Origin of the sequence: Microcystis sp., assembly GCF_048564745.1 — a bacterium.
Lineage (GTDB): Bacteria > Cyanobacteriota > Cyanobacteriia > Cyanobacteriales > Microcystaceae > Microcystis > Microcystis ichthyoblabe_A.
In genome coordinates this window covers 1-3,818 of record NZ_JBLZRT010000106.1, presented here as the reverse complement: position 1 = coordinate 3,818, position 3,818 = coordinate 1, and the positions used below count along the sequence as shown (strand labels likewise).

At 37.5% G+C, this 3,818-nt stretch carries 1 protein-coding gene; it reads right to left on the bottom strand.

Going from position 1 to position 3,818, the window contains the following annotated elements; all coding sequences use genetic code 11:
- Positions 1-139: 139 nt before the first annotated feature.
- The gene (locus ACOCD9_RS12280) at positions 140-3,724 is read right to left on the bottom strand and encodes a DUF7149 domain-containing protein (protein ID WP_419547601.1); all 3,585 of its coding nucleotides are present in this window, start codon (positions 3,722-3,724) and stop codon (positions 140-142) included.
- Between the last annotated feature and the right edge of the window lie 94 nt (positions 3,725-3,818).

The window sequence follows — 3,818 nt, the reverse complement described above, 5'->3', positions numbered from 1 at the left end:
ATCAACAACTCATGCTTGTAAAGCTTGTACAATAGGGCTTTGAGTTTTTGTTAGATTGATATTTATCAACTTTAGAGCATTGCTGGACAGAGAGGGAGCTTGGGGAATTTTCTACAGTGTAAGTTCGGAAGAACCAGATTTATTTTATTTCCCCCTCTATTATCCTGATTTCTTCCTCACTTAATCCATACAATTCATACACTATTTGGTTAATCTCTTTTTCTAACTCGCTGGTGTCAGCTTTGGGATTAGATTTTTTAGCCGTGAGAATTTGATCTACAATATTTTCGATATTGACTACTTGATTGGGAGTAGGAATAGGAATTCTTAACTTTCTGATGTCATTCATGGTTAGCTGAGTAAAATCATCTTTTTTTGCCGATGTAGAGTTTTTAGTTTTAAGATAAGAAACGAATTTAGAATTAATAATAGATAAGAGATATTTGATTGAGAACCTGTCCGTATTTAATTTAAAAATATAAATATCTTTCTTAACAACAAGTGGTTTTTGAGTCAAAGTTGCCATTATTCTAAACTGTCTACTTATAATTCTTCTGACAAGAATTCTTTCTCCTGTAAAAAAATCAAATGATGACGGTTTCTCCCTAAGATTGTCTCCATATTTTATGTATTCATTAACATCTTCTAGAAAGTATCTATCAAGCTTGCCAGTTAAAATTGGTTCGTGAAAATCATCAATTTTATTTAAAGAATAATCATTTTTATTAGCTAAAATACCTCTAGCTGAATCAGTAATGTCCTCGATAGTTGTTTGAATTTTACTTAGTTTATTGTTCAGTAGTTTTGACAGAGGGTTAAAAATTAGCTTTAAATCTTGACTGTTAGACCATTCTTTTTTGCTAAGTATATGATAATCTAAGGAATTTATAATATTAAAATCTATTTTATCTCTGGGATTAAATTCATATACCAACGACATATTTAAAGATTTGTTTTTAGATAATAAATAAATTCCAGTATCTACATAAGCATCGTTGAATATATCATAGGGTAGAGTTATTCCTAAGACTAAATGAGAATTTTCATATATGATTTTCCTTGTGGAATAATATTTATCACCTGTTAACCAAGATATTGGTGTGATGAAAGAGAAAAATCCTGATTTGTGAGATATTCTAGTAGCTTTTTCCATAAAAATTGTGTAAATATCATCTATGGTTGTATAAAATTCTTTATACAATCTTTTTTCCATTTCCTTGAATTTCACTCCATAAGGAGGATTGCCAATTACCACATCAAAACCGATAAAATTCCCCTTATCGTCTAGAACTTCGGGGAACTCGAAGCGCCATTCAAAAGCATTATGATAAATCTTACCGCTTTCAATCTCCTCTAGTTGCGGACGTAACTTATCAATCTCATTCCTTAACTGACTAATCTTCCTTTCCCGCGCTTTCTTTTCCTTAGCTGACTCCTCAAATAACAAAATTTGATTCTCTAGACTATATAAATCCGTTTCCAAACCCCGCAAGCGCTTTTTCAGAGGATTATCTCCCTGTAAAGTCTGACGAAAACTACTCTTAATCTCACTTATCAATCTCTCCATCTCACGCTTTTGCGATTTATCCTCCGCGTTGCGATAGACTCTCACCGCATCCTTATAACTCTCGATACTTAAACGATTTTTGCGGGAAAAGACTTGTAAATCATTGGATAACCCAAAGCGACTAATCAGAGAATTGCCAACCTTGATATTAATATCGATATTCGGTAACGTCTCTAACTCGTTATCTGCTTTGTAGTAAGCATTCTTGAGTAACTCAATCCATAAACGCAACCGACAGATTTTCACCGAGTTGGGATTGATATCAACTCCAAAGAGACACCCCTCAATCAGACGCTGTTTTTCCTGAAATAAAGTCTCCTGTACTCGCTGACTTTCTCGGTTGCGGGGATTATATTCAAACAGATTACCGTCATCATCGGTGACGATTAACTCATCGTTCACCACCTCAACCCGATAATCCCTGAGAGTTTTCCCCTCTTTATCCAATAAAATCTGTAACTCACTCTTAATCGCGATTATCTCGTTCAAAGCAGAAACAAGAAAATGTCCCGAACCCACCGCAGGATCACAAATTTTGAGACTATTGATAATAGCATTGGCTGCCGTTTTATCTTTGATGCGGTTATACACATCCTCGATTGTCTGACAATCCCATCCCTGACTCTGGTTAAATTTCTCTATTACTGCGCGTCGAATCGTTTCCCGACACATATACATAGTGATGAAACCGGGGGTGAAAAAGGAACCATCCTTATATCCGTTGATTTTCTCGAAGATTAATCCCAACACTGACGCATTGATAAGAGTCTTATTATCCTCCTGTATCGCTTCCCCACCTTCGCTGCTAAAATCGTAGGCATTGAGAAACTCAAATAGGTATGCTAAAGCGTTGATTTCTCCTGTTCGCTTTTTCCCCTGACTATCCTTTAAGACTGTTCCTGCAAAAATCTCTATATTCTCCGAACGCAGGTTACTGATAACTATGGTTGATTGTTCTAAGTCTGTGGGTTCAAATAGGGAACTGTTGAGATAGGGAACCTGAGTATGGGTATTCTGGATGTCTTTGCTTCTTTCTGTCTGTTTTTTGGCCAAAACGCTGAAAAATAAGCGATTTAAGTCGTCATAGTTGGCAATTTTGCTTAAATTGAGAAACCCTAGGGATTTATCCCCCCGATGATACCTAATTATCTGCGCTTCTAATAGTTTGAGGAAGAGGATTCTATTTATCCAGGTTATCCCCAACTCTAAACCGATATTCAATAGTCTCTCCTCTTCCGTCTCCCCAAATTCTTCGGGATTGGGTAAACGAGAGATTTTATCTAAACTCTCCACTTGACTGATAGCGTTCTCTAGCAGCGAACCGGGTTGTCGCGCTGCCGGTTGCGGATGTCGGATGAGTTTTGTTCCTCCCTCTTTTCTCTCTGTCAATCCGATGATATGCAGCAGTTCACTATAAAAGTTTTTGTCGAGACTGTTGCTATCGTTCGCAAAGGGGAGTTTTAAGAGGTGTTCGGGAGAAAAGATTTTATAGAGACTGATAAGGTTATGTTCGTCCTCCCGGATGGTTTGGGAGTATTCCCGCAAGTCAAAATGGGTGTATGTCAGGGAATCGAGTATGGAGTTAAGGAAGGGTTCTCCTATCTGTTTATAGAAGAAGTCGGTGGTTTTTCCCGTTAGTCTCCCCGTCTCAAAGTCATTAAACTGTCTGACAAGTTCCTGATTTTGTGCGAATAGTCTCTCGAAGATATTCCCATCGAAGATAAACCACTCATATATATTGGTAGCAATCAGGTGTTTTATCTCTAGGTTTTTCTCGGTTATTCTTTCCCGTAGGAAGTAGAGGAGTAATTCTTGTAATGCTTTACAGTTGAGTTTGTCTCTCCGCAGCATCTCGCTTTTATTGCTGGGTTTCTTGACTTCCAATATCACCCCCACGGAATCCCGCGATTCTTTCCCATTATGGATGACTAAATCATTCCTTCCCTTGGTGTTGATGAAATGTTGGGGACTATAGTAGCTGTGTTTGAGAAAGTCTGCAAGCAGGTTTTTATGGAACTCCTCCGATTCTGTCTCGTTTATACTCCCCAAAAGTTGTTCTAGGTGAGTTTGAAACTTCTCCACCTGACTACGACTCGGTTTGACTCTTAGGAATGCTTTGTTTAATGCTTGTCGGGGAGAGAAATTTTCCGTCTTCATACCTTTATCCTCTTCCTACTCAACCCGATTTTGGGGTCTATTTTTTTCTCTCTTATCTTTGCTCAAAAACCCTATATATATTTGCGCACAGATT

What these genes read in the sequence shown, in the direction of transcription:
- ACOCD9_RS12280 (WP_419547601.1), bottom strand. Translation starts at nt 3,724, where the DNA reads ATGAAGACGGAAAATTTCTCTCCCCGACAAGCATTAAACAAAGCATTC.